The organism is Paenibacillus sp. ACRSA, from assembly GCF_022346845.1.
GTDB lineage: Bacteria > Bacillota > Bacilli > Paenibacillales > Paenibacillaceae > Paenibacillus.
Genome location: NZ_JAKRNP010000004.1, coordinates 120,719 through 145,756, shown reverse-complemented (window position 1 = coordinate 145,756; position 25,038 = coordinate 120,719). Strand labels below are relative to the sequence as shown.

The window sequence follows — 25,038 nt, the reverse complement described above, 5'->3', positions numbered from 1 at the left end:
GTTGTTCTTGCGATATATGTAATGATGAGATGCATGCTTCATCTAGTTGAAGATTCAGGGCTTCCGTTTAATACCCCCATTTCTAATCGTGGCACATGAACCTGTGACATTGAATTATTCCGACTCCGACTTCTTAATAGTTGATAAATCCCCCTCGGTCGAGCCCTTATCCCGCATGTAAGTAACCGTGTAGTGTTGATTGATCTCAATAAGATTCCATGTATTCTCGTCGTTTATATGCAGTTTGATCGTTTCTTGGTCGGGGTCGTCTATATTTTGAACGTCAATCCAGTAGTCAGAGTCAGATGAATCTTTAGCAACCACTGAGATAATCGCACTGGTCGTCATCGTAGTTTCGCCGCAGGCACTCATCATAACAGCGGACAATAACAGTATTACAAGAAGCCTTACCTGTTTCACTAGGCTCTCATCCTTCCTTGAATATGCTCCACACCGCGTTATAGCTCACCTCACGCTCATGGATATTATATACTTTTCAAAGAACCAGGAGGTGCCCATCTCTTGGGCTGCACTTGGGCTAATCCGTATCGGAGGCTTCAGCTCCTGTAACACATCTGATGGTACCCCCGCGTACACGTTGAACCGAAGTGGCTTGGTCATTTTTTTGATCGATTGTGAAGCCTCTTCAAATAACGCATATGTTAACGGCAGATGCTCCCGAATATCTTCATAAATATAATAGTTTCCCTGTTCGTCCTGGAGATTAACTTGGAAGCCTTTTGGCAACGAGAGCAAGATATACGGGAATTCATCCTCTGCCCACTGTTCTTGAACTGGGAAGCTATATCCTTCATTTTTCATAAAAAATCCAGAGATGCGTTGGTCCAGATTGCACGCAACAGAATACACCCAATGAGGGTGGTAGTTAGGCTTCTCTTGTGCTGTAAAATACTGATAATAGGTTGCATAAGCTTCACACACTTGATCTAGATCATGCGTGGTCGCAGCATAATTCGAAAGAGTAAATTGACATTCCTTCTGTTGAAAGAGTTCCAATGTGCTTCTCATTTCTTCTGGTGTCATTAGAAACTTAAGTTTATAGAAACCACTATTCTTCATCGATTCAGGTGCCTCCTGTGTAGAACGTGCCTCAACATCTGCGTCTTTTGCAGTTTTCAGACACGCCCTAGATTGGTTTTGCGCGATCAACGTCAGTTAGCCGACATATAAACGAATCTCACACCCATTCTACACATGGAACACCTTCTCCTGCTAATGTACACATCGGGCAACAAACGATCTCATCTCTTCTGTACAGGTATCCAAATCTCACTCCTATATTGCGGATCAGTGGTATCCTTATGCTCATTCCAAAGTATTTCCGGCCCTTCACTCAGCTCATAATCCGACGAAGGGAACCACTCTGTATAGATTCGTCCCCAAATCTCCTGAAGTGTGCTTGGGAATGGACCAACAGCGGTAAATACCGCCCAAGTCGAGGCAGGTACCTTCAATTGTGCCAAACCCTCCGGTGCCTCTTGTGTTGTGGCTGTACCAATATAGTGATCTAGTTCTCCCTGCTCCTGCATCCGTTCCTCACTGAAATGAATCGAAGCACTGATTATTCCATGGGGTTCTACGTCCGATAAGCCTTTAATGGTACCAATTAGCTCCGGCGTAAGACGCTGAACCATCGCAGCAATGTGCGGATTCACACCATGGAATATGATCGGCACCCGTTCACTAATGCCTACAATTCGAAACGCTTCTTTTTCCTCAATACGGTAGTTCATTTCGCTTCCTCCTTGAATGGTTAACTGAAATGTCATCCGCGGGAAGGCTTTGATCGATGGACTATGCTCCCGTACTTCAGAAGGCGTAACACCATGTATGCTTTGAAAAGCCCGAGTGAATGCGTCTGGCGAAGTGTAACCGTATTTTAGTGCAATATCAATGATCTTGCTATCGTTTCGACTCAGTTCCATCGCTGCTAACGTCAGTCGCCGACGCCGAATGTATTCTGAGAATGTGACACCGCTAAGAAAAGAGAACATCCGTGTAAAATGATACTCCGAGCAACAGGCGATCCGGGAAACCTCTTTCATATCGACAGTGTGTAGCAGGTTCTCTTCAACGTAATTCAGAGCTTCATTTAAGCGCGTTAGCGAATCCATATCATCATCCCTCCCTCGTTATTGGAAGCATAACAAAACCTCTCTATTCACATCCGACTTTACTTGCACCATTCTGTAGGCTCGATCTGATATGGTTAGTTAATGGAGTGCGATACATTCTGTAGAAATATCATAACTTTTAATCCTTGGATGCGTTGTATGTATAAGCATGTAAATATTTATGTAAGGAGAACGACCATTGAGAAAAAATAATGCAATAAAGTACATCTTCATCATTGTTGCTGCAGTACTTATTTCTAACGTAATTCAATTCTATGTATTTAATCAAAACAACACGGAGCCAAAGGATAACACCCTTCAACCGATCTACGAAACTAAAATGAACATATACTCGGATTATTCAGCTCATGTTCAGAATATATATAGGTTTTTGGTGAACCTGAACAATGCACATACACGAAATGAAGCTCAATTCTTCTCCGATGGCTTTATATCTGGCATGAGCGCAGACCATTATACGTATCTAGAGTTGATCATACAGAAAATGGATCATGGTGAGTATACGAACGAAGTACAGCGCATTATCGAAACGAATCAAAATCTGTACCTGATGGTCTACGAGTTAAGAGACTATTTCGATGTTGAAGAGAACAATGCAGACTTCCCTGCCGATTGGAACGAGGTTCATGCATTACTAGAGGAGATCACCAATCAGATCGCTTCTGGCTCTTCCGAAAGTACAACCTTATACAATATTACGAGTTATCCTGAGAATTTCATTATTAAAATAGACTATGAGACGACGATGTCATCCTTAAACGAAAATATAGCTAAAGTCATCGAACTAATTCGCTGATTATATTTCACGTGGTTCTGATTCAGGGCAATGTAATGTACGCATCCACACCCGATCCTGTCGCTCCAATAGAAAAACAAGGATAAATAGGGTAGCCTACACCCGGTTATGAAAACCACCGTAAGCTACCCCTTTATATCTTCCATTACATTGAGCTTTTGACTTAATTCAGCAACTCAACACAGTCATAGACCCAACCCGCACTTAACCAGTTACCCAAGTCACTGGAACCACTAATCGGTGTAATCGTGATCGTATTGGAACCATTCACGAAGTAAGATGCTGGAACATTCCAGCTGAACGTTGTGTTATTTCCACGATAGGTACCAATGGTGAAACTGCGAGAGTTAGGCTGTGAAGATGCGGCAGGGTTGGATAACGTGTGCCCGTTAACCGTGATACTGGGTCGGCCATTATTGTATGCCGCAGTAATACCAATGTTCAGCATATGAGAAGTGGCGGCTTGAGACGCATTCAAGTTAAACGTAATTGCAGTCGGAGAGTTTTCGCCACGGAACTGAATTGCCGGGAAGCGATTGGTTGCACTCCCCGTAGCGTAGGTAACCGGTCCCCAGCTAGGATTGCGACTATCGGAAGGGTGACGGATCGGAATTGTCTGTCCATTAAGGAACTCCCGTGGTGTACCATCCCAGTTACCAATCCGCCAGATGCTAGAGGCTTTACTTGGATCATTGTTAATGGTACGTGTATTCAGAGTCGTCGTTTGTCCTACTGTGATCGTAACCGTCTCCTCATATACAGCCAGTTCTCCCTTGTAGGCTGTCATGGTGTATGTTCCTGGAATCATGCCATATTTGGCAGCTGCCCCACTTGCAGACGTCCCCACCCAATACTGGGCATTGCTGTTGGCGAACCCGATAGTGTAAGCATAACCCGTATCCATTCCCGACAGACCATTCAGCACCACATTTCCTCGACTCGATACCCAGCCCTGCAGATTCAAGCCAGACATCCAGCTAAAATCGGGAACACTAGGCGTACCACCTGTTGTAAAAATCAAAGCGTATGGTCCATGCAAACCAACTCGCCAACCTTCCGTCTGTGCATGTCCAGAATTCATATAGTTATACACCTCTGTCTCTGTCCCACTTTGAAACTGGATATCACGGAAGAATGGACCACCAGAGCTCTTTTCTCGATTGCCGTAGGCCATAAATACACCAACACCATTCCCTGTAACCCCGCGTACAGATAAATCCTTGGCCTGGTCATTACCATAATATTTAGAAGCACTTCGACCATTCGCGAAACCAAATACATCCTGACTCTCAATAGCTCCTGTGTTGCCTCGATTATTTGAATGCTCAGGAACTCCTGTCAGGACACTGCCATTACCGCGAAAAATGTAACGTAATTCCCCAATGGAAGGTTGAGCCGTGGTATGCGTTGCCATGTAAATAATGTTCTCTCCACCACGCGAAGCATAATAGTGGGTTAGGGTGCTCGTGGATACCGTGATTAACACCGTTGATCCTGAAGGAGAGGTATTCCAAGTTACATTGGCGGAGGAGCCTAGACCCGAACCGATATGCGACCCTCTGTTGCTATTTAGCTCCGTACCGTTCATTTTGGCTGATATGATGTCCCCATTGGTTTTGTTCACCACGTAGACTAACCCGGAACCCGTATTCACTTCAATTCTGGAGCCAGTATCATTCACATATATCGTAGCCGCCTGTCCGGTAGATGCTGGATATATACTAGCTGTAACGATTAAAGCGATAAGTAAAAACAAGCCAAGCGACTTTTTCACGAAGCATTTCGCCATGAGTAAATCCCTCCTTGAACCTAATTTATAAAGCGCTTACATTATATTGTATTGAAACTTTCTCTCCGTCTCATATTGAGATAGCTTATGTGAGCATGTCCATAATGACTGGCATGTGATGTTTGTATGTGTTTGTGTGTGAGTATGTGTTTGTGTGTGAGTATGTGTTTGCATATTGAGTAGATTTCAATTTCATGTGTCGCTTGATTTTCCACCTCCTCCTTATACCATTCATTTGCATTAGTAATTTTACAATTTCAACAATATAATACCATTATATTACATAAAATCGCAATGAAAATGCTGCATCTATCCTTTAAAAATCTATAAAAAAGAAGCTGTCCCTCGTCATATGTATGACTTATAAGGACAGCCCTGAAGAAATTATATAAGTTAGGCCAGATACTCCGCCATAATCAGCTCGATATCATAAGGGGTAACCCCCTGCTCTACCGAATAGATCGTATCTGCATCATCCATCGTATCCACCAGCTCACCGCGAGCTTTCGCATGGAGCAGGAACAGATCATGTAGAGCTGGTTTGCGCAGCGTCGTAAGGGCTTTGCCCATCAGCACCATGCCTTTCCGGTTGCCTTCCACATTGTTATTCAGCTCTGGATGTCGGGACAGGGCCAGATCTGTCCAGATTACGGTACGCTCTACCAGATCTAGAATGACAGGAATCGCAATTTGCGTATCTGCGGTGACATCAATTTTGTTAGATACGGTAGTCGGTTCAAAGACTTCACCTGAGCCAGGCTTCTTCCGCATCATCCAACCTACAAAACATTCCGGCAGATCGCAGTAGGGATGACTGGTAAAGGATAGCATTGTAGCGACCACATATCGTCCACCATAGTTCACAATCGACGGGATGTGCAGATCAATAAACTCACATGCACCTTGTGGTGCTGCCACAATATCCCCGCTATGAACGGCTTTATACTTAGATGACCGAAGGTTCGTGTAGGAAATATGCTCCACATAGTTCCAGTTCTCGTCATACATTACGGCGGACAGATCAATATCCACACGCCCTGTCGATTGACCATTCACTACTCCTTCTCTCCACCAGTTGAAGAAACGAATCGTATCTCCCTCGTCCATTGGCACACGACTTCCGCGCACAATCGTATGCAATGCCTTGCTCGCCGATCTCTGGGAGAAGGGCACCAGATAATGGTGCAATCTTGGATCAACATACGTCTTCCCCAGTGGAGGAAGGGTAGCAAAACGCGTTACCAGTTCCTGTTCACATAATTGCACAACATCACGGCAGATCGCTTCATCGATATAAGGCAGTTCATCCGAGATTGCGAATGCCTTTGCAACATTGCCTTTAGGGAAAAAGACACGCAGATCCTGCGGTTCATTACGCTGAGTGAAGTGCTGCTTCACCTGTAATAGCACAGCCGTGGACACCTGCGGTAGAACCTCGCTGAATGCCAGCACGACATACGCATCATCCTCAGTGATCCGTAGCAAGTGATCTAATCTTCTCGCGAATTCACCCGGACGCTGTGATAACAGATCGATGAGACTCCACACATTCCGGTATTGAAAAGCAAGCTCTACGCTGCCGTTAAAGGTTGAATACGGTTTATTATTACGCAAAATATCAAAAGCCTCTTGGCATCGCGGATATCGATGCTTATATTCCGAAGGATGTAGAATTTCGCCAAGACGAATCCAGCGATCCTTATATCGCAGCATATCCTCTGTAATTGAGCCACATTGCTCTAGCAGGCTGAGCAGTAGACGTCTCTCCCGCCGTTTGAATTTACGGAATGGCGAAGCCAGCGCCAGGCTCACATCCCCATCCGACCAGGCAACCGCCAGGCGGAGGACATCACTTGCTGTTTTAAAGTACAGACCGATTCGCTCCATATTGGCCTGTTCGTGCTTCAATAATGAAGCAACCACGAAGCCTACATTTTCTTTGAACGGAATTTCGGCAGGTAGAATGGCATCCACTTCACATGCATCTGCATGTTCCAGCACTGTATCGATATCTTCCTTGTCTGTCTGCGAAATGGAACCTTTGGCTTCGATCATCTGGCGAATTAGCGTCTGGAACGCTTGCTTGGTACCAAGACCAATCACCTTCAGCTTCTTATGCTCCAACAAAGGTGGTCTCTCCACCGATGATTGGTCCAGATGCTCTGCGGTTACATGGGTCAGATAGTAGATGATGGCGTTCAGATATAAATCTGCCTCATTCTCCTCCATCACTTGCAGGGGGAACCCTGGATACATCGGTTTGTACGCCACATGGGCACCTACCATGACTTTTAGATCACGGATAAGCTGTGTATATAATGCTTCAAATTGCTCCTTGGACAACTGCTTTACCACTTGAATCAACTCATTGGAGAAGGTGTATCCAAGGGCTTCCACATTTTTGAGGGCTGTCGCCAGAATCGTTTTGGATAGCTGTCTCTGCCCTTCGCATTCGCTCGGCTCAATTATAAGTTTGTTTGCTCTACGCAAATAGATTGTATTGTTCATGATTAAAGAGTCCAGGAAAGCCACATCCCTAAATAACATGAAAGGTTAGGGGTAGAAGGAAGGAATGTAATAGCCTGGACGCCTCCTCTCTGACATAAAATCCTTCAGGAGAGCTGCGACCCTATTATCTCAATATGATGGTAGAAGGAAGGATCGCAATAGCCTGAAGGCCGAAGGTCGGAAGTTCTTAACCCGAACCTTTGGTGAACCCATCATCTCAGATTCCATGAACTTCCAACAGGGCAAAAGTATTACGACTTGAAATCAGACGCAATGAACTTGAGATGATCTTGGAATGGCAAGATGCACTGCTTGAACAATATCCATCAGAATGCTATCGTTCCTAATAACGAACAGAATGCACAGCGTTTACCAGAAGATGTAGTTAGAAAGACAGTACACTTCCTATAGGAACCGAGGATATGATCAATGGAGATACAGCCACGAATTCAGTTGTTCATTTATGAATATTTTAAAATCAAATTCAAACAGGATATGCAGCCTGCTCCGTTGGGAGCCTTCCGATACAGCTTGGATGAGGATATTTGCGCAGAGTTATCTTTTATCCGTGAACCGGAGGAATCTTTTACCAGTTGGATGTACGATTTACAACCGCGAGACGCCCGCTATGTTGTAAATCCAGACTGGCAGCCGGTACTCGCCAAGAGGTTCAACCAGATTGATGTCTATGATGAACTCATCCTGTATCACCTACTATTCACGATCAACAGCACACTGACGATCCGCCCGACGAATGACTACAACGTCATGAATGATAGGATGAAAAGTTATAGCTTCTTTCAATTATCTCACTGTAGTGTGGTATCACGATTTAGCGAAGAACAGAAACACCAGTTACGCGACTTTTTCTTCTTTTTCTATCTCTACGCCCATCCCGTGAACGAGGACACACTCTATGCCTGTTCATTCAATGACCAGCGCTTAGTCCATACCCAAACGAACATCTCATTAGAGCATTATTTCACAGCACTTCATGACCACTACAGTGCACATGGGGATCAATATAGTGATGACCTCATCATCAATCCTGACGACATCCAAGCCAGCAAACACCTCACACTGGAGCTATTACGCATCATTGAGGGCAAGTCATCACCGCTACTCATACCTTCAGAGGAAGGACTGGAAGCGGTGGTAGAGCTGATTAACAACGTGGATTTGATGCTACAGCTATACGAAGACGATGCCTCGGCGCTATTCGAGATCATGAGAGGTTTCCTAGCTGAAAATCGTTCCACGCTGTACCGCGAACATTGCTTCACCACACTGCTCCAGAACTATGTATGTTACATTCTGCACTTCAAGTTTGATGAGATTCACACATTGGTAGATTACTTCGGCAGCACACCGACTTGGTGCGGGGTCATCATTAATAAAATGTTTACGGATACCATCTTCATTCAGAGAATCATGCGATTGAAGCAGATCGACATTAGCACCTACCCGGATGTTATTGCACACTTTGGCGAGGAAGCGAGAAGCATCTATTTATCATAGCTCGCTTAGAAGCTATATCTTCACAATCTGTGCCTCTGTAATATCTGTCTCAAAATAAGGCGGCCTATGTATCTCATGCAGGATTTTGCAGGAATATGTCGAACTTATCTCAGCTATGAAACCGTTCATTCGTAAACTCATCCCTCGATATGTCGTCATGTCGATTCTATTCCTGTCCGTTCTACTCGGATTCCGCTGGTTATGGGCCGAGTCCTTCGCCATGCCAGAACAACCTTATCCTGAGCATGGTGTGCTGGATCTTCGCGGTTGGAATTTTGCCGAAGCTCCCATTCTTTCGCTGGACGGCGAATGGGAGTTTTATCCGAGTGAGTTCTTGACGCAGCATACGTTACCGTTAGACCAATCCGCCCCAACGATTAACGTTCCGAGTGATTGGCGTAGTGCGATGTCTCATTCAGAATCATATGGGTATGGAACCTATCGGTTACGTATTCTTCTCGACCCTTCGATTAAGGAAGTCGCTCTCTGGGCGCAGAAAATTCAGGCTTCCTCCATCGTCGAGTTTAACGGCACGGTGGTCGCTGAATACGGACATCCTGCTGCCCAAGCCCAAGACTATCAACCAGAAAGGACAACTTTCACTGTTGCTTATAATCTCGATGGCGCTACAGAGCTTGAGATCATCGTACGCACAGCTAACTTTGATGACCCGTTTAACGGGGGAATTATACGCTCAGTCTATTTTGGTACAGAGGAAGCTATAGCAAGTGAACATGGGCTCTCCATTGATTTGCAAAAAATCACCTTTGCCGCGCTACTATTGCATAGTCTGTATGCAGGTTTAATGTTTTTCTTCAATCGTAAACAACGAGGGCTGCTCATCTTCTCCCTGCTGACTCTATCTGCAGCAATGACGGTGGTCTCCGATCATGATGGATTATTATTAAGCTGGCTACCACTCAATTTCACCTGGATGGTCAAAGCAAAGGCTCTTTCCTATCCTTTATTTTCATTTTTCTTGCTAATGATGGCTCGTAGCTTCTCGAATAGCTCCCGAGCTGAAATCATGTTCCGTATATATGCTGGCTTGCTTGGAAGCTATTGTGCGTTCCTACTCGTAGCTCCGGTTCACCTCATCTATTATCCGGTTGAACTGGGCTTCTCCAATGCGCTGTATCTATTTCCAATCGCTTGGTCTGTCTATCTATTTGTCAAAATGGCCGCTCAAAAGCGCAGTGACGCGACCTTTCTGCTCTTCGCCGCAACCTGTAGCCTATCTAGTGTGCTGTGGGGGCTCGTGAACTCGATCAGTGAAGTTACCAATGTATATTATCCGATCGATGTGCTGGCAGCGATCTTTGGGTTCTCTGCGTACTGGTTCAAAAAATACTTCCGTAACTCTTCCGAGATCGAAAGTCTCTATGAACAACTGAAAGAAGAAGATCGGCAGAAGGATCAATTTCTCGCTAATACCGCACATGAGCTACGAACACCACTACATGGGATTATTAACATTGCAGAGAGCATCGCCGTTACTGATCAACGTTCACTCTCTAGTGACCATGTCGAAAATCTAAATCTGGTCATTACGATTGGTCGCCGGATGTCACAGCTGGTAGATGATCTGCTGGATGTCATTCGACTGAAGGAAAATCGGATTACGCTGCATAAAAAGCCCCTTGGGCTTGCATCTGTCGTGACGGGCGTCGTCGATATGTTCAAATTTATGGCTGAGGGCAGGCCCATTCAATTGGTTATGGACGTTCCAGATACCTTGCCTCGGTTGATGGCAGATGAACGAAGACTGATTCAGATTCTATACAACCTGATTCACAATGCTCTGAAATTTACGGAAGAAGGTACAATAACCGTCTCCGCTAGTGAAGTTAGGGGACAGGTACTTATTCAGGTCACCGATTCGGGAATTGGCATGAGCCCGGAGACGCAAAAGCGAATATTCGAAGCCTATGAACAAGGTACGCCCGAAGCTCGGGTGAGCGGTGGAATCGGTCTAGGTCTGAGCATATGCAAACAGCTTGTTGAGCTGCATGGTGGCGAGTTAAGTGTGCAATCCATTCTGGGGCAAGGAACCACGTTCTTTATTTTGTTCCCACCAGAAAACCAGTCCTCACAACCAGCTCAGCCAGATCACACCGAGAAACCGATCACGAGCGAAAATGCATTGATGGTAGAGCCGATACTCGTGGCTCCACCTGCGCCAGAAAACACACATCGAAGCTCGCCGTATTCTGACCAACCTATGGCTAGCATTCTTGCGGTTGATGATGATCCCGTCAATCTGCGTGTTCTCCGCGCAATGCTTGCCGATGAACCTTACCATGTCCAATTCGTAGCCTCAGCGAATGAAGCACTGCAACTACTGGATACGAAAACATGGGATCTTCTCATTACGGATGTGATGATGCCTCAGATGTCTGGGTACGAACTAACACAGAAGGTGCGAGAGCGTCTATCCGTGTCGGAGTTACCTATTCTACTTCTTACAGCACGTAATGAGCCTGCGGATATCTACACTGGATTTCTGGCAGGAGCTACCGACTATATTGCCAAGCCTGTAGATGCGGTTGAGATGAAGCACCGGATTAGATCATTAATTGTACTCAAGCAATCGATTGATGAAAGGCTCCGTATGGAGGCTGCTTACTTACAAGCGCAGATTCAGCCTCATTTTCTATTCAATACGCTGAATTCCATTATGGTTCTGAGTGAGATTGATACAGAGCGGATGCAGAAGTTAGGCGATGCCTTTATTGAATATTTGCAGACGAGCTTCCATTTCGTCAATTCGGAGAAAATGGTTGAGATCTCACACGAGTTAGACCTTTCCCGTGCCTATCTCTATATTGAGAAGGAACGCTTCGAAGAGCGGCTGAGCGTGGTCTGGGATATTCCCGATGATTTGAACCTATTCCTGCCACCATTAACCATTCAGCCACTTATTGAGAATGCAGTTCGACATGGTGTGTTAAGTAAAGTCGTTGGAGGAACAGTTCACATCCGGATCAGTCACGAAGCTACTGCTACGCTCATTGAGATTATAGATGATGGCGTGGGAATGCAGCCTGAGCAGATCGAGCGAGCGTTGGCATGGCCTAAGCAGGGCTCAGGGCGAACCGGAGGTATTGGCTTGACCAATACACATCGTCGGTTAACTCAGATGTATGGACAAGGTCTGAGCATCGTCAGCTCACCTGAGCAGGGGACAACCGTCTCCTTCTCCATTCCTAAGCGTCGTGATGATCGTCTGAGTTAAATTGCAGAGCGTCATTAAGAGCAGAGTGCAATAGCGGAGGTAGCATCTGTTAACATAACGATCTCAACGTCAAATAGCTAAGCACGGTTTATATACCGGCTTAGCTATTTGGCTTGGGCGACAGAACACTGTATTACGTTTTGAGGATGTCCGTCAGCCTAAATATAATCGTTCGTGCTTCATTTCTATACGAGAAGAGCTAATTTCTCATCGGATAGACCCAGTGCCTTCGAAGTGGCCGAATGGATCTCCTGTAGCAGATCTATGTTCTCCACGAGTGACACACCATAAGAAGGAATCATCTCTTTGATCTTCGGCTCCCAATCCGTTATATGTTGCGGGAAGCATTTGGCAAGAATTTCTAACATAACGTGAACAGCAGTAGAGGCGCCCGGCGAAGCACCAAGCAAAGCCGCAATCGAGCCGTCCGCAGCTGTAACCACTTCTGTACCGAATTGAAGTGTTCCTTTGCCACCTTGAACAGTGTCTTTAATAACCTGCACACGCTGTCCAGCCCAGACCATATCCCAATCCTCGCTTTTGGCACCTGGGACAAAATCTCGTAATTCCTCCATACGTTGCTCCTTAGATAACATGAGCTGTTGGATTAAGTACTTAGTCAATGAGATTTCTTTGACACCTGCTGCGAGCATCGTTAAGAGGTTATGGGTCTTCACGGACGTGATCAAGTCAGCATTCGAACCGGTCTTCAGGAACTTCGGTGAGAACCCGGCAAATGGCCCAAATAACAGAGATTTCTCGTTGTCGATATATCGGGTATCCAGATGCGGAACCGACATAGGTGGAGCCCCGACCGAAGCCTTGCCATACACTTTGGCATGATGCTGATTCACGATCTCCGGATTTTTGCAGACCATGAAAAGACCACTCACCGGGAACCCACCGATGTGTTTGCCTTCTGGAATACCGGTTTTCTGTAACAAATGCAAGCTACCGCCGCCGGCACCAATAAATACGAATTTGGCGGTGTGACGCTCGGTTGCACCACTTCTTACATTTTTCACAGTGACTTCCCATGCTCCGTTACTTGTGCGTTTCATATTTTTCACGCTATGTTGATAGCGGATATCTACATTTTGTTTTTTCAAATGTTCGATCAGCATGCGCGTTAAAGCACCAAAGTTAACATCCGTGCCAGAGTCAATCTTAGTTGCTGCAATCGGATCATTGCTAGTTCGATTCTTCATCATCAGTGGAATCCATTCCGCCAATGTTTCTTTATTATCCGAGAACTCCATGCCTTCAAATAAAGGGTGGTTTGATAACGCATCAAAGCGTCGTTTCAAAAATTGGACATTGTTCTCCCCATGTACATAACTTAGATGAGGTAGCGGCATGATGAAGTCCCGCGGATTACGAATCAGATTGCTGTTGACGAGATAGGACCAAAATTGCCTTGAGATTTGAAATTGTTCATTCACCTTGATGGCTTTGCTTATATCCACGGATTTGTCTGGTCGTTCTACGGTATAGTTAAGTTCGCAGAGCGCAGAATGCCCAGTTCCGGCATTATTCCATTCGTTAGAGCTCTCTTCCCCTGCACTGGCAAGCTTCTCAAAAACTTTGATATTCCAGTCTGGTGCCAATTCTTTCAGCAAAGTTCCCAAAGTTGCACTCATAATTCCGGCACCAATCAAGATAACATCTGTACTCGTTTGTCCCTGGCTCATGTTTACCGTCCTTATATCCTATATTTGCCAAAAGGATGTAAGCGTTATCGATTTGGCATTGCAGCAAGCCCATTTTCGAACGGGATCGCACCTTCTGTTGTATGAATATAACCTTGATCTAGTGTATCAATAATATAGAGCAATTTAAATATGCAATTTCAAGATATTTGCTATTCCCTCAGTATACGCTAGTTTGCGTGCAATGGTTAGCCCGGTTATAGGGCTGAAAGATTTATTTGTTCATCACCTATCCCCAGCGCTATTTATTATCCCTAATCAGGGATGTTCGCAGACCCGTTGATTAAAAAAGAGTGCGTAAAAAGCCGCTTTATAAACTTCACAAAGCGGCTCATCCAACCATACAGCTCATTCCCATTAGACTATCTATTCTATTCAGAAAATCGAGATTAGTTCCTTTGTATACGGGTGGCGCTCTTCGGCGAACAACGCATCCGCACCAAATCGATCTACGATCTGCCCATCCTGCATAACCATAATGTGCTGACTCATTCGGTGTACAGCAGCCAGATCATGTGAGATGAACAGGTAAGATAACCCCAGTGAAGTGCGCAGATCGGTCAGCAATTGGAGAATGGCACCTTGCGAGATGACATCTAGACTCGCAGTTGGCTCATCCAGCACAACGACGTCTGGCTCAATGCTAATGGATCGTGCAATTGTTACGCGCTGTCGCTGGCCCCCACTCAGTTCATGTGGGTAGCGTTCTGCCAGCTCTCCCGGAAGCTCGACAGCTTCAAGTAAGCGGCGGATATAAGCCTCTTTGGATGTATAAGTGAAATGAGACAGCTGCGTACCCGAACCAAGTTGCTCATAGGGATCGATGAGTGAATCTGCAACTTTGAGCTTCGGATTCAGAGCCGCAGATGGATTCTGGAATACGATCTGAATATTGCGGCGATGGGGACGCAGGCGGCGTCCAGCTAGCCGTGCAATGTCCTGCCCACCAAGCAGAATCTTGCCATGATCTGCGTCTTCTATCCGGAGTAAACAGCGGGCAAGTGTGCTTTTGCCACATCCACTCTCACCAACAAGACCCAGGCACTCACCCGCCTGTATTGAAAAGGAAACGTTCTGGATTGCTGGACGTTCTGCGCCAGCATAAGTGCGGCTGAGGTCTTCCACACGAAGTACGGGATCATTTGAGTTATTAGGCGTGATCTTCATTCCAATTCAGCCTCCTTCAAACCCGACTTCAACGAGCGACTCAGGACGGGAGCCGCCTCAATTAGCTTACGTGTATATTCATGCTGGGGATGATCAAGAATACGATGCTTACCACCTGACTCAACGATCTGCCCTTCCTTCATGACCGCCAAGCGATTCGCATAGCGGCGAACGTGACGCCAGTCATGCGTGATAAACAGAATGGCACAGCCTGTCTCTGCCTGTTTGCGTGCAAGCAACTCCAGCACGCGATGTCCAGACACGCTGTCCAGTGCTGTTGTTGCTTCGTCTGCGATCAGCAGCCGAGGCGATAACATCAGCGATGTTGCTATGGATGCTCGCTGAAGCTGACCACCGCTCAGTTGGAATGGGTAACGGCGTAGTAGCTTCGCATCCAGACCCACCGATTCCAATGCCTCTTCGGCACGTTTCTTGCGAACCGCAGAAGACTTTTCCCCGTGTACCTTCTGGTATTCATCGAAGTGCCCGCCAATGCTGCGAAAAGGTGTAAATGCTCCCTGATAATCTTGAAAAATATAAGAAATCCGGCTTCCGCGCAGAGCCCGCATCTGCTTCGGCTTCTGTTCAAGCAGATTGCTGCCTTCGAATAGAATGCGTCCTGATGCGTGAAGGTTAGGCGGCAGGAGCTGACCGATGGCTTGCGAGAGCAGGCTTTTGCCACTACCACTCTGTCCAACCAGAGCCATGAATTCCCCTTCGCGAACAGCGAGGGAAACTTGATCCACGATCGTACGATCTCGGCTGGAGATGCTCAAATCCTCAATGGAGAGAATCATGACTGCACCTCCTTTTTCACATCGAACCGATCTCTCAGATAATCACCCAGCATATTTGCAAGCAGCACAACGGATACAATTGCAAGACCCGGGTAGATCATCAGCTCAGGTCGAGATTGGAAGTATGGACGCGAATCATTCAGCATGGCCCCCCATTCCGGTGTTGGCGGCTGTGCTCCGAGTCCGATGTAGGACAGGGAAGAAATGAGCAGGATGATTTTGCCTAGATCAAGGCTCGCCAGCACAAGCACATGACCTGCTATATGGGGAAGCAGGTGCTTCCTCATGATGCGTCCATCCGAAAGTCCATTCGTTTTTGCTACACGAATATAATCCTTCTGCGATTCTGAGAGCACGGTGCTCCGAACTAAGCGAGCGTAGCTAACCCATTTTACAATAACAATGGCCAGTACCAGATTGCCGATGCCCGCACCCAGTAGTCCGCTCAATACAATCGCAACAATCGTGTCCGGAAAGGCGAGGAACGCATCTGCAATTCGCATGAACAGCTTATCGATCCAGCCACGTTTGTAGCCAGCGATCAGGCCGAACGGAATACCAATTAACAGTGCTGCACCAAGAGCAAGCAGGCTATACCCGAGTGTCTGACTGCCACCAAGCAGCAGGCGGGTCAACACATCGCGCCCAAGGTGATCTGTGCCGAGCGGATGGAGCGCACTAGCACCTTGCAATCGTCCTCGTAAATCGGTGAGGGTGTGGTCATATTTAAGAACTAAAAAGGCATACAAGGAGGCCGCGATGACCAGCAACACAAATAACAAGCCGATAATCGCCTGCCAGCTGTGCTTTTTGGATTTTGTGACTGGATTACGCAGGGATATCGTTTTCATCGGAGAGCCTCCTTTTCCTTGAGTTTCATTTCAGGGTTCAAATAACGGTAAGATAAGTCCACTAATGTATTCACAACGAATACCACGATCGCCATGATCAAAATATAACCTTGGATCAGCGGATAGTCCCGCTGGCGAATCGCATCCACCACAAGCTTGCCGATGCCTGGATAAGCGAATAACACTTCAATAACTACAACCCCGCCAATCAAGCTGCCTAGGCTGACGCCAAACACGGTAATGACCGGCGGCAAGCTGTGTCGGAACGCATGAAGCAGGAAAATCCGGGCTTCGGATAGCCCCCTTGCCCGGGCAGAACGCACAAATTCTTGGCTAAGCGAGTCCAGCAAACTGGAGCGCAAAAGACGCACATAGACGCTGGAGATCGCAAGTCCCAGCGTCAGAGAGGGCAGAATCAAAGAGGCGAATCCATCTCGACCCATCGTTGGCAGACTGCCAAAGCGAACGCCGAACATGTCAATCAGGATCAAGCCGAGCCAGAAGCTAGGTACCGCTGCCCCAACGATGGACAGTATGCGGCTGACCTGATCAATCCATCGACCCCGATGCAGTGCTGACAGAGAGCCGAGCGGCACAGCGATCAGCAGCATCACCAGCAATGCACCAATGGTCAGCTCCGCTGTAGCGGGGAGTGCCCGCATTAACGTCTGCATTACCGGTTGACCTGTGGAATAGGATACACCGAAGTCGAGCCTTACGAAATCAAGCAGCCAGTTACCAAACTGCACCGGAAGTGAGTCGTTAAATCCCATTTCCTCTCGCATCGCTTCGACTTGCTCCTGACTGACGGATAGTTCATCCACATTCAGGATGGTAAGTACCGGATCACCGGGAGCAAGGCGGATGAAGAGAAAGCTCACAAACATGATGAATAATAGAAAGATGAATACCTCTAGAAACTTTCTCAGAACAATGCGAAACATTACATCACATCCAGCTTGTTGCTAATCATGTAATACTCACTGCGCGTCGTCACCCAGTTTTTAACCTTCTTGCCGTTGTAAGCCACAATAGTTCCCGGATGCAATACAAATGAATTCAGTACGTTATCATGCACGTAATTTGCGGCTTTCTCAGCAAGCTCCGCACGCTTCTCCGGCGCAACGGTTAGATTCAGCTCATCGATGATCTTCGTCAGTTCCGGCTCTTCCGATCCACTGAAGTTAAGCGCACCCTTTGGATGGTATGTAGCGTTCAGATAGTACCCAGCGTCACCACGTGGAGCCGTTAGATTACTATAGGTAGCAATATCCCAATCACGGTTGGACGCCATGTAATCCTCTGGTGTGTCGATCTGGCGAATCTGTACATCAATGCCAATCTTCTTCGCATCAGACTGGAACACTTGAGCAATCAGGGGTAGATCTGCACGAGAAGAATAGGTTAAGAGTGTAAGCTGCAACGGTTTGCCGTCTTTGGTCATCACACCATTCTGTAATCTGTATCCCGCTTCGCCCAGATATTTAACGGCAACGTCTGCTCCAGACTCTGTTGTAGCATCCGTGTAGGTTGGTGCAAACGGCAGAGATGGTAGGAATGGACCAATCGCAGGTTCACCGTAACCTAACAGGATTGTGTCCACGATACCCTGACGGTCAATAAGTGCATCTAGCGCACGGCGTACATTCAGATCCTTGATGCTCTCACGCTCCATGTTCATCGTCATCTGATGCACACGGAATGTCGATGTGGACTCCACCTTCATGCCGTCTATCGTTTGCAGTGAATCAAGACTCTCCACCTCTGGGCGATATACGATATCAACCTGTCCGGATTTCAGTGCAAGAGAGCGAGCATTCGCATCTTCATTAAACGAGAATGTCACGGAGTCGAGCGGTGAAGCACCATCCCAATATGCATCATAACGGTCTAGCTCCAGCTTACTGCCTGGCGTAAATGAAGTGAGTTTAAATGGGCCTGTACCCATCGGCTTGTTCACAATATCTGGCTCACTCACGTCAATAATGGCCGTGTTCGGATTCACTAGCTCGGAAGCAAACTCCGGGAATGGCTGCGTTGTCGTGATCTCCAGTTTGTCGCCTTCTGCTACGATCGTATCAATCTTGAGCGCATTCTGGATGGCTACATTTTCTTCTAACGCGCGTTCAAGCGAGGCTTTCACTGCTTCCCCTGTCATTGGCTTACCATTCTGGAACGTCACATCATCTCGCAGGTCAATCGTCCAGTGCTGACCATCTTCACTCTCCCAGCTCTCCGCGAGCCATGGGGCAACCGTCAGATTCTCTTCATCCAGACGCACCAGCGTCTCCGTAATACCCGCGCGAAGCGGTACATAGCTTGAGTCCACATGAGGGTCCAGTGAACGGGTAGAGAAGTTATATAGGAAGTGTACGTTTTTGTCGATGGATGATGACTGTGCAGCAGGGCTAGACTCAGATGATCCACAAGCGCTCAACAATCCAGCGCCCAAGGCCAGGGAAACTAGCACCAGCAAGGGTGACTTTATATTCAAGGTAATGCCCCTCTCTCTTAATCGTAATCATTATGATTTGTAAACAATGAGTATTATCATATCGTAATGATTACGTTTTGACAAGCGATAGTTTGGTGGTGAAATGCCAAAAAATCCGTCTCTTTAATGAGAGCGGATTCTTCATGTTTTTTGTTACATATGAGGGGTTGAGGGGTGATTAAAAGACACCTATTAACTTTCAGCCATAACTTGATACGATTTTAGAATATATGAAGTACCGTATCTTCAGTAATGAAGGCATCGGGCAGAACCTTTTGTAAATTCTCAAATCAACCCTGCCATATCCTTCTCAATAAAATTCCCATCTAGTAATTCATAAGGCCAATCATAGATATCCGGGTTCTCTCTGCAATGCGAATTAATGATAAGTTGACCGTTAGACCGGAGAAAGATTACGCCAGATTCACTATCAGTCAGTGCCATATCCCCGTTTAAACTCTCTTTTAGAGTATTGATCGCTTGAAATAGGACTTGTAACCCCTCTTCAGGTGAACGTGAAAAAACAGAAATAGTGATACAGTAGTTAATATTTAAATTAAGCTCTTCTCTCGTAAAACTCACTAATTCATCATCGTCTTGTACACTCGCCGAGAAATTAGGGTTCGTAATTGAGTAATAATCCTCTTTGTATTTCATGTGAGTCTCCTGAGAAAATTCTTTCAGAGAACTCAACAATAATTCTGCTACTTGTTCAGTGTCATTTTTATAAGATAGGTATAATGATAAGTCGATACTATTCCCTCCAGAAGAGCTGGCAATGTTACGCTTCTTTTGTCACTCATCTACTAACACTTGCTCTAGTTTGTGTTATTAATTCTTGCTATACCTTTGGAAAAAGTATTCATGGTATCTCCACAATATTTCCTAAGTGTTCAACCCTTCTAAATCTAGCGGTTTCATCTCAAGGAATTTATCATACCAACTATTTAACGGAATATGAGCGCTCCCTACTACATTCAGTTCTCTTGGTTTAAGTATGACCAATCCCTCTTTTTCAAAAATTTGTATGAATGGTTCATATACACTTAGATATTGTGTATATGCTTGATTCTTATCAGCAAGCTTAGCTAATTGTACATAGTGTTCAAATACTTTATAGACGTAAATATTAGTGCCATGCGCCCCCATTGCTTCTACGTTGCAATAATCGGAAATTTTCACTTCTTCCGCGTCTCCCAAAACAGTGGCAATGTTAGCTATAAAAGGAGGTACCGGTGTAGTGGAGTTTCCCTTGTAAAAAAGAGCTAATCTTCTTAAATATTCGCGTGCTAGATCAGCTACTACTTCTGAAGAGTTGCTCCCTACCCGCCCCCAGTTTATATTATTAATTCTTTCTATTGCTTTTTGTAAGTTCATTATAGTCCACCTCAAGTTCAATATTTATCTGGATCATCAAAAAGATGCTTTCTGACATCATTTCCAGGATCATATTCTGGAAATGGTCGAGGATTCGGGTCAGTTTCATCGGCCTTATCATGTGCATTCTTTGAGGGTACAACTTTAAATGTCTTATTGTCAGAGTCCCACGTAGATTTATCTCTTAAAGGCAAAGGATCAGAAATAATTTCTCCCTTACTGTTCCTAACACCGAATTCCATTATATCGCTTTCTTTTAATTCATGATTCGCAGTTTGCCTAAACCAGTCCTTTTCTGCTTTTGTCAGTTCTCTTACCTGTGCCTGCTGCCAACCGAAAGCGATATCTTGATCTCCCTGCATGTATAACTTTTTATAAGGCTTACCCTCTACAGATAAATCGTGAACAGTCAAAAACAAGTGTTTTTTCATTGCTGAAACTTCCGTTTGTGTCAGTCCTGTGTTTTTGGATACTGTTTCTACATCATCTAGGCCTATCTTCCTTATATCAATGTATTTTCTCTCAATAAAAGCTTGAAATCCATCTTCTGGAGGTATTATATATTTTCTCATTTTAACTGGGTCAGTTATATACTTGCCTAAACGAGTACCTTCGGCTTCATCAGTTACACCAGCTGAGGGCTTCTTTAAACGGTTTTCTCTCTTCGCCTTGGCAGCCTCTATATTCTTCTTCATATCCATTACAACTTTACTATTTGAAGGCAATCGATACTTTCCTTTGCCACCAGGGATACTTCCACGAACCATTTGAATCCCCATGAATATCTGACTTACTTTCAGAGAAGCAACCATAAGCTGTGCATAATTCTCTGAAACAGGCTCACCCGAAAATGGATGAATACCGAGCTCAAACGCCTTAATTTGAAGTGCATAAATATCTTCTCCAGGTGGTTCAACATTAACAGCCTGCATTTGATTAAAATCCAAGTGTCCTTGATCCTTCTGATAAGCCTGAAGGGAAGCTTGGTCGGTAACACCGTTCTCATTGACAGGCATCCATACCAATCTACCATACATATTAACTTGTGCCATCCGGTAGCCCTTGTCATCTGAAGTAGTACCACTTGAATTGGTCATCATAGCTGCTACACCGACAGCTCCAGCTGTACCACCCAGATTCACCTTCTGAGCATCTGCATCCTCAAAACGCGTTGCAATATCCTTTAATTCCTTGGAGGTCTGAACCATTCTCTCTAGGGCTCTGTCCAGTGTAGAGCTTGATCGTTCAAACTCATAGTAAAACTGCTCCTGTGTCGCGCCCGTCCACATCATCCGAATGAACATGATCTGTCTTGTCAGTTCACCTCGTATACTTTCCAATTGTTGTCTAGCCTGATCCACCTGATTCGATACGTAATGTAGTTGCTCAGGAGTAACCTTAATTGTATTCATACGCTTCTCCGCCCATATAAAGTAGGATTATCCTATGTTATCAGAAGCAGAGTATGTAAAACATCCAGCTAAAATCCTGATTTTACCAATAAAATAGCACAAACTGCGATTCTCATCGGTTCTATGGTCCTATATGCATATAACTACTTCCAGGAACCCTCTAACGTTTCAGTAGACATCTCTTTGACTTCGCCACCTCCTCACACGATACCTAGACTTGGATCCACAGTCGCCTTTCTCTGCAAAGGTTCAAAAGGAGAAGTTTGAAATATGGAACCTTAAGATTCTGGAGTAAACGAAGCTACATTAAGGTTTCTTGGTAAAAAAGAAAGAAGAGTACTCACTAATTTAGTCTAGACATTACTCTTCTTATGCATGAATATATTATAAGACATTCCATATTTAAGTGATCACATTGAAGATTGGTTTGACGTGACTAATAGAAAACCTATTCTTCCTGAATGCGAATAAACATAATTAGAAATTAATATATGTGCTGTCTATTTATTAATAAGGCAGTACTTTTCTATTCTATAGAGCTACTTAGCTCTATCTGCGTCCAATGAATGGAGCTGAGTAAAGGAATACTATTGTCCCTCTTATAAGGAGTGATGCAATTGGCAGAACAAAACAACTGGAGTACAGATTATCCTCCCGTTAATATTAATACAGTAAGGTCCGTTGAGAAGAAGTGGGGGATTCGATTCCCTTCGGAATATATCAGCTTTATACAAGATTACCACGGTGGAGAGCCTATCGAGCCGACGTTAAATATTGGTGAAAAAGAAGCGGTGTTTTCTTCCTTTTTAACTTTTATCGCATTTGATGAACTCGATATTTTGGATGTACATAATGAGCAAAAGGGTAATCTTCTCTCTAAACATTTTCCTTTTGCTATGGATAAAGAGAGTAACTTATTTTGTTTCAACTTCAATGACACTAGGCAACCGTCTATTGTGTATGTAGAAACGATATCTTCTTCAGAACCTTCGGTATATAATGTGGCAAGTAATTTTACTGAGTTCGTCCAACAATTTAATTAAATAATCAAGCTTTTTAGTAACACGTATGGCTCTTGTTTTAAATCCGCCATAAGGAAGTACAAGATTACTTATTTAGTACATGAGAAAAACAAAAGGCTGTCTACGATCTAATATCATCACAGGCAGCCTCAAAGATAGTCTATAGTTTTGAAACATTAGTACAGCATTAACAATGTCTTCTGACATTTGTCTTTTACATATCTTCCTAAACCGCTCCCCGCTCCAAAACCCCAAACTCCACCCGGTTCCGCCCATTCTGCTTTGCCTGATACAACGCCTTGTCTACCGCAGCAAAGAGCTGCGTCAGATACCCCTCCGCATTCTCTGGCACATGCGCATAGGCAAAATCCTCAATCGACAGAATACCGATGCTAATCGTTGTGGACACCTGTGCAGTCCCATGATTCACCAGTACTAGATTCGACTCCACCGCGAGTCTTACGCGTTCAGCGATAACATTCGCTAAGTCATGTTCAGTGTGCGGAAGATAGATCATGAACTCCTCCCCACCATAGCGGGTTAGGATATCCGTACTCCGAATGGATTGTCTAACGGCCTCCGCTGTGCGTACGAGCACTTCATCCCCAATCACATGCCCATAGTGGTCGTTGATTGCCTTAAAATGGTCAATGTCTAGCAGTAATAGAGAGAATGGCATCCGGTACTGAATGTTAGTGATGACCTCATGATTCAGATGCTGAGTCAGGTAACGACGGTTGTAACACTGCGTCAGACTGTCGGTCAGCACCAGTTCTTCCAGCTTACGATTGGCCTCAGACAACTCCTGACGGATCAGATCCAGCGAATGATTACGCTCCTGAAGTGTCTCATACTGCCAATTCAATTCTTTCACATAATAGCGCTCCTGCGAGACGTCCTGAAAAGTAAGAATATGACCAATGGGCACAAGCATCGAATCAACAATTGGAGACGATTGCATAATAAAATGGTGTGCCTGGTTATTCCCCACTACAATCACCTCTAGCTGCGATAGAACGATTTTCTTCGCTCTATATTCATACAGAAACTTCTGGTAATTGCCTTCTACACGAACACCACTTAGAAATACCTCCATATCAAATGAGTCGCCCACATGCATATCCATAAAAGACCTGGAAGCTTTGTTCGCTTCAACAATAATCTCATTTTCATCCAGAACGAGGATGCCGTAAGGAATCGTGTTAATCACATCCTCATGGGCGATGGAGACCAGATCGAACACGTTATACCTTTTGATAACATAGACGAAGAACAGATCGGATAGGAAAATGCCAAGCGAGGTCATTCCGGGAATGATCGGCAACCAAGGACTCAAGATCACATTCAGAATAGCATCAATCGTTGCAAAAACAGCTAACACCAGAATACCCCTGAGGGTGATTCTTACCTGATTTTTGATCATAGAAGGTGTCTTAGCTGAGGATAGCGCGCGGAATAAAATGACGAGGGATGCTAAGAAATAGCTCACCAGAATAGCCATCACGACCCAAAACCAAGGACCGTATGCCCGCTCAATATAACCGCCCTCTAGTGGAACAACAAACTCACGCCAAGGATTAGCGACCACACCTACTGCTCCAATTAAAGCTGGGACAAAAAGCAGATACGCCCCTTTGGTACTCAATCGTTCTGCGTAGCCAGTAATGAAAATCGTCAACAATAACCAGCCACTCCCTAGTAGAGAGACAGCGACGAAAGACAACGTAACGTAAAACAATTGCAAGCCGGGATCATCGGTTAACGTGATCGCAAACTGACAGAATGGCCACAATATCATCAACCCGTGAAACAGAAAGTACACCTTATGTAAGTTCGTAATTCTAACTGTAGCAAATACATACACACCTACACCAAACAATAGGACAAATAACAAAAGATCATACCATACTAGTGGGTTCACGAGCCTTCTCCTTCTTGGATGCGACAATGACTACATCGTTAATCAGCAATAGATTTAGCAGTAGATCTGAAAAACACTTCATAATATATGTTTCCAAACTTCATTAATTCAATAAAAACATCTATGTTAGATACATCTACAATACTTCTATTATGTACTGGTTAAATTAACCATATTTTATCACACCGTCGATAGAGTGAGTAGCCCAGTCGCTGGAAGTATGACCAACCTCTGATTGAAATGCTGATCTATTTTGCACTTTTGTGAATGAATCTGACTGCTCCAT

The 25,038-nt window shown here is 45.1% G+C and carries 19 protein-coding genes; 4 read left to right on the top strand and 15 right to left on the bottom strand.

Annotated features, from left to right (window positions below; all coding sequences use genetic code 11):
- Positions 1-114 precede the first annotated feature (114 nt).
- From MH215_RS14090 to MH215_RS14080, 3 genes are all read right to left on the bottom strand, one after another.
- A complete protein-coding gene (locus MH215_RS14090; RefSeq protein ID WP_239290961.1) occupies positions 115-420 on the bottom strand; it encodes a hypothetical protein in 306 nt (101 codons plus the stop codon).
- A 45-nt stretch (positions 421-465) separates the two neighbouring features.
- The gene (locus MH215_RS14085) at positions 466-1,080 is read right to left on the bottom strand and encodes a hypothetical protein (RefSeq protein ID WP_239290960.1); all 615 of its coding nucleotides are present in this window, start codon (positions 1,078-1,080) and stop codon (positions 466-468) included.
- Positions 1,081-1,262: 182 nt separating this feature from the next.
- The gene (locus MH215_RS14080; protein ID WP_239290959.1) at positions 1,263-2,135 is read right to left on the bottom strand and encodes an AraC family transcriptional regulator; all 873 of its coding nucleotides are present in this window, start codon (positions 2,133-2,135) and stop codon (positions 1,263-1,265) included.
- Between the two features lie 199 nt (positions 2,136-2,334).
- Here MH215_RS14080 and MH215_RS14075 point away from each other — a divergent pair, with 199 nt between their 5' ends.
- A complete protein-coding gene (locus MH215_RS14075; RefSeq protein WP_239290958.1) occupies positions 2,335-2,952 on the top strand; it encodes a hypothetical protein in 618 nt (205 codons plus the stop codon).
- 163 nt (positions 2,953-3,115) lie between these two features.
- Here MH215_RS14075 and MH215_RS14070 read toward each other — a convergent pair whose 3' ends face one another.
- Together MH215_RS14070 and MH215_RS14065 are read right to left on the bottom strand one after the other, a co-directional pair.
- Positions 3,116-4,741, bottom strand: coding sequence for a rhamnogalacturonan lyase B N-terminal domain-containing protein (locus MH215_RS14070; protein ID WP_239290957.1), 1,626 nt, complete (start codon positions 4,739-4,741; stop codon positions 3,116-3,118).
- Between the two features lie 393 nt (positions 4,742-5,134).
- Entirely contained in the window at positions 5,135-7,249 is a 2,115-nt protein-coding gene (locus MH215_RS14065) for a TerD family protein (RefSeq protein ID WP_239290956.1), read from the bottom strand.
- A 429-nt stretch (positions 7,250-7,678) separates the two neighbouring features.
- On the opposite strand from MH215_RS14065, the gene MH215_RS14060 reads away from it, so the two are divergent.
- Both MH215_RS14060 and MH215_RS14055 read left to right on the top strand, forming a co-directional pair.
- Positions 7,679-8,767 carry a hypothetical protein gene (locus tag MH215_RS14060; RefSeq protein WP_239290954.1) on the top strand — a complete coding sequence of 363 codons (1,089 nt, stop codon included), beginning with the start codon at positions 7,679-7,681 and terminating at the stop codon, positions 8,765-8,767.
- An 85-nt stretch (positions 8,768-8,852) separates the two neighbouring features.
- Entirely contained in the window at positions 8,853-12,002 is a 3,150-nt protein-coding gene (locus MH215_RS14055; protein WP_343224582.1) for an ATP-binding protein, read from the top strand.
- A 185-nt stretch (positions 12,003-12,187) separates the two neighbouring features.
- On the opposite strand, the gene MH215_RS14050 is transcribed toward MH215_RS14055, so the two are convergent.
- The 9 genes from MH215_RS14050 to MH215_RS14010 all read right to left on the bottom strand — a co-directional run bounded on the left by MH215_RS14050 (position 12,188) and on the right by MH215_RS14010 (position 21,809).
- Positions 12,188-13,693 (bottom strand): malate:quinone oxidoreductase, encoded by a 1,506-nt coding sequence (locus MH215_RS14050; RefSeq protein ID WP_239290952.1) that lies wholly within the window; start codon positions 13,691-13,693, stop codon positions 12,188-12,190.
- A 393-nt stretch (positions 13,694-14,086) separates the two neighbouring features.
- Positions 14,087-14,878, bottom strand: a complete 792-nt coding sequence (locus MH215_RS14045) for an ABC transporter ATP-binding protein (protein WP_239290951.1) — start codon at positions 14,876-14,878, stop codon at positions 14,087-14,089.
- Positions 14,875-15,675 (bottom strand): ABC transporter ATP-binding protein, encoded by an 801-nt coding sequence (locus tag MH215_RS14040; RefSeq protein ID WP_239290950.1) that lies wholly within the window; start codon positions 15,673-15,675, stop codon positions 14,875-14,877. Before MH215_RS14040 ends, MH215_RS14045 begins: the two co-directional genes overlap by 4 nt.
- Positions 15,672-16,526, bottom strand: a complete 855-nt coding sequence (nikC, locus tag MH215_RS14035; protein WP_239290949.1) for a nickel transporter permease — start codon at positions 16,524-16,526, stop codon at positions 15,672-15,674. The genes MH215_RS14040 and nikC overlap by 4 nt, the downstream gene beginning before the upstream one ends.
- A complete protein-coding gene (gene nikB, locus MH215_RS14030) occupies positions 16,523-17,470 on the bottom strand; it encodes a nickel ABC transporter permease (protein ID WP_239290948.1) in 948 nt (315 codons plus the stop codon). The genes nikC and nikB overlap by 4 nt, the downstream gene beginning before the upstream one ends.
- Positions 17,470-19,020: a nickel ABC transporter substrate-binding protein gene (nikA, locus tag MH215_RS14025; protein WP_239290947.1), complete on the bottom strand. Its 1,551-nt coding sequence runs from the start codon at positions 19,018-19,020 to the stop codon at positions 17,470-17,472. The genes nikB and nikA overlap by 1 nt, the downstream gene beginning before the upstream one ends.
- Before the next feature lie 285 nt (positions 19,021-19,305).
- The gene (locus MH215_RS14020; RefSeq protein ID WP_239290946.1) at positions 19,306-19,677 is read right to left on the bottom strand and encodes a hypothetical protein; all 372 of its coding nucleotides are present in this window, start codon (positions 19,675-19,677) and stop codon (positions 19,306-19,308) included.
- 228 nt (positions 19,678-19,905) lie between these two features.
- Positions 19,906-20,397: a hypothetical protein gene (locus tag MH215_RS14015; protein ID WP_056703024.1), complete on the bottom strand. Its 492-nt coding sequence runs from the start codon at positions 20,395-20,397 to the stop codon at positions 19,906-19,908.
- A 17-nt stretch (positions 20,398-20,414) separates the two neighbouring features.
- Positions 20,415-21,809: a WXG100 family type VII secretion target gene (locus MH215_RS14010; protein ID WP_239290945.1), complete on the bottom strand. Its 1,395-nt coding sequence runs from the start codon at positions 21,807-21,809 to the stop codon at positions 20,415-20,417.
- Positions 21,810-22,426: 617 nt separating this feature from the next.
- Between MH215_RS14010 and MH215_RS14005 the strand changes: the two genes are divergently transcribed.
- Positions 22,427-22,852: an SMI1/KNR4 family protein gene (locus tag MH215_RS14005; protein WP_239290944.1), complete on the top strand. Its 426-nt coding sequence runs from the start codon at positions 22,427-22,429 to the stop codon at positions 22,850-22,852.
- A gap of 205 nt (positions 22,853-23,057) precedes the next feature.
- Here the strand turns inward: MH215_RS14005 and MH215_RS14000 are convergent, their stop codons facing one another.
- Positions 23,058-24,752 carry a histidine kinase N-terminal 7TM domain-containing diguanylate cyclase gene (locus MH215_RS14000; protein ID WP_239290942.1) on the bottom strand — a complete coding sequence of 565 codons (1,695 nt, stop codon included), beginning with the start codon at positions 24,750-24,752 and terminating at the stop codon, positions 23,058-23,060.
- Positions 24,753-25,038 lie beyond the last annotated feature (286 nt).

Excerpts from the sequence above, each read along its gene's own strand:
- MH215_RS14085 (WP_239290960.1), bottom strand. The coding sequence starts at position 1,080 with ATGAAGAATAGTGGTTTCTATAAACTTAAGTTTCTAATGACACCAGAA.
- MH215_RS14080 (WP_239290959.1), bottom strand. The coding sequence starts at position 2,135 with ATGGATTCGCTAACGCGCTTAAATGAAGCTCTGAATTACGTTGAAGAG.
- MH215_RS14070 (WP_239290957.1), bottom strand. The coding sequence starts at position 4,741 with ATGGCGAAATGCTTCGTGAAAAAGTCGCTTGGCTTGTTTTTACTTATC.
- MH215_RS14065 (WP_239290956.1), bottom strand. The coding sequence starts at position 7,249 with ATGAACAATACAATCTATTTGCGTAGAGCAAACAAACTTATAATTGAG.
- MH215_RS14060 (WP_239290954.1), top strand. The coding sequence starts at position 7,679 with ATGGAGATACAGCCACGAATTCAGTTGTTCATTTATGAATATTTTAAA.
- MH215_RS14050 (WP_239290952.1), bottom strand. The coding sequence starts at position 13,693 with ATGAGCCAGGGACAAACGAGTACAGATGTTATCTTGATTGGTGCCGGA.
- MH215_RS14045 (WP_239290951.1), bottom strand. The coding sequence starts at position 14,878 with ATGAAGATCACGCCTAATAACTCAAATGATCCCGTACTTCGTGTGGAA.
- MH215_RS14040 (WP_239290950.1), bottom strand. The coding sequence starts at position 15,675 with ATGATTCTCTCCATTGAGGATTTGAGCATCTCCAGCCGAGATCGTACG.
- nikC (WP_239290949.1), bottom strand. The coding sequence starts at position 16,526 with ATGAAAACGATATCCCTGCGTAATCCAGTCACAAAATCCAAAAAGCAC.
- nikB (WP_239290948.1), bottom strand. The coding sequence starts at position 17,470 with ATGTTTCGCATTGTTCTGAGAAAGTTTCTAGAGGTATTCATCTTTCTA.
- MH215_RS14020 (WP_239290946.1), bottom strand. The coding sequence starts at position 19,677 with ATGAAATACAAAGAGGATTATTACTCAATTACGAACCCTAATTTCTCG.
- MH215_RS14015 (WP_056703024.1), bottom strand. The coding sequence starts at position 20,397 with ATGAACTTACAAAAAGCAATAGAAAGAATTAATAATATAAACTGGGGG.
- MH215_RS14010 (WP_239290945.1), bottom strand. The coding sequence starts at position 21,809 with ATGAATACAATTAAGGTTACTCCTGAGCAACTACATTACGTATCGAAT.